The sequence below is a fragment of the Actinomadura sp. KC345 genome (assembly GCF_004348515.1).
Classification (GTDB): domain Bacteria; phylum Actinomycetota; class Actinomycetes; order Streptosporangiales; family Streptosporangiaceae; genus Spirillospora.
This window is the reverse complement of record NZ_SMKH01000562.1, coordinates 1-1,591: the sequence shown is the minus strand read 5'-3', so window position 1 is coordinate 1,591 and position 1,591 is coordinate 1. Positions and strand designations below refer to the sequence as shown.

Here is a 1,591-nt window from a genome sequence, read left to right as displayed (position 1 = left end):
GTCATCGCCCGCGCCGTCCCGGCGCGGACGCTGAAGGCCGCGCTGGTGGTGACGCTGCTGGCACTGGCGCCGTACGTGGCCCTGCAGGGCTGACCGATCCGGTCACCCGGTACCCGCCCAGGCGAACGATCTCCGACGGGAACGGGAGGGGGCGTTCTGTACGGGCATCCACCGGTATGACCGGCCTCGGACGTGACAAGTCCCCGGACACGGGCACAAATTCACGAGCACGGGTTCACACGGGGCAGGGTTCACGGGGCCAGGGGGATGCGCATGAGCGTGCACGAAGCCGGGACCGCCGCGGGACGGGACGGCGCGGGCGACACCCCGCCGGGGGAGACCCTCGGGGTGGAGGAGGAGTTCCTCCTGGTCGACGCGTGGTCGGGGACGTGCGTCCCGCTCGCGGAGGAGGTCCTGGCGCGGGCGGGGACGCACCCGTGGCCGGCCTCGGGCGGCGCCTTCCACCCCGAGCTGCTGACCTCGCAGGTGGAGGCGGCGACCGGCGTGTGCCGCGATCTCGCCGGCCTGCGGACGCAGCTGCGGGACGGGCGGGCGGTGCTCGCCGGCGCCGCGCGGGCGGCAGGGGCGCGGCTGGTGCCGGCGGGAACACCGGTCCTGGACGGGCCGCCCCCGCCTACGCAGCGCGGCGACCGCTTCGCCGCGATCACGGCCGCCTACGGGGACGTGGTGGAGGACTACCAGGCGTGCGGCTGCCACGTCCACGTCGGCGTCCCCGACCGGGAGACGGCGGTCGCCGTGGTGAACCACCTGAGGCCGTGGCTGCCCACCCTGGTGGCGCTGTCGGCGAACTCCGCGTTCGACCGCGGCCGCGCCGGCCGCTACGCGTGCCGCCGGATCGTGGAGATGGCGCGGTTCCCCGGCGCGGGGATACCGCCGTTCTCGGCGTCGGCGGCCGAGTACGACGGGCGCGTCGCGGCGCTGGTCGAGGCGGGCGTGCTCGTGGACGAGGCGATGAGCTTCTGGCTGGCGCGGCCGTCGCCGCGGTGGCCGACGGTGGAGGTCCGCGCCGCGGACGCGGCGGCCACCGACGACGACGCGGTCCTGCACGCGGCGCTGGTGCGGGGCCTGGTCGGGGCGGCGCTGCGGGACCTGTCGGCCGGGCGCGCGGCCCCGCCGGTGGACGGGCAGGTCTGCGCGGCGGCGCTGTGGAGCGCGGCGCGGCACGGGATGGACGGCCCTGCGCTGGACCCGTCCACGGGGCGTGCGGTGCCGGCGTGGCGGGCGGCCGAGGGCCTGCTGGCCCGCATCGGTCCGGCGCTGGCCGACGCCGGCGACCTGGACGCGGTGTGCACGCTGGTGGCGGGCGTCCGCCGGGACGGGACGGGCGCGGACCGGCAGCGCCGCGCCGCCGCGCGGGGCGGCCCCCGCGCGGTGGTGGACATGCTGGCCCGCCAGACCGGGTCCGGCGGCCTGGCGGGCCGCGCCGTGGACGCCCCCGGCGGCCCGCCGGGACGTCCGACCGGAGCCACCCCAGGGGAGGAAACGGGCGTATGGGACGCCCGTGAGCGGGTACCGCACCCGGACACCCCCGGGACCACACAGACCACCCGGGGCACGGAGGAGACATGAC

The 1,591-nt window shown here is 78.1% G+C and carries 1 protein-coding gene; it reads left to right on the top strand.

Features of this window, described 5'->3' with window-relative positions; genetic code table 11:
- The first annotated feature begins 273 nt into the window (after positions 1-273).
- Positions 274-1,590 carry a glutamate--cysteine ligase gene (locus E1281_RS39570; protein WP_131884799.1) on the top strand — a complete coding sequence of 439 codons (1,317 nt, stop codon included), beginning with the start codon at positions 274-276 and terminating at the stop codon, positions 1,588-1,590.
- Position 1,591 lies beyond the last annotated feature (1 nt).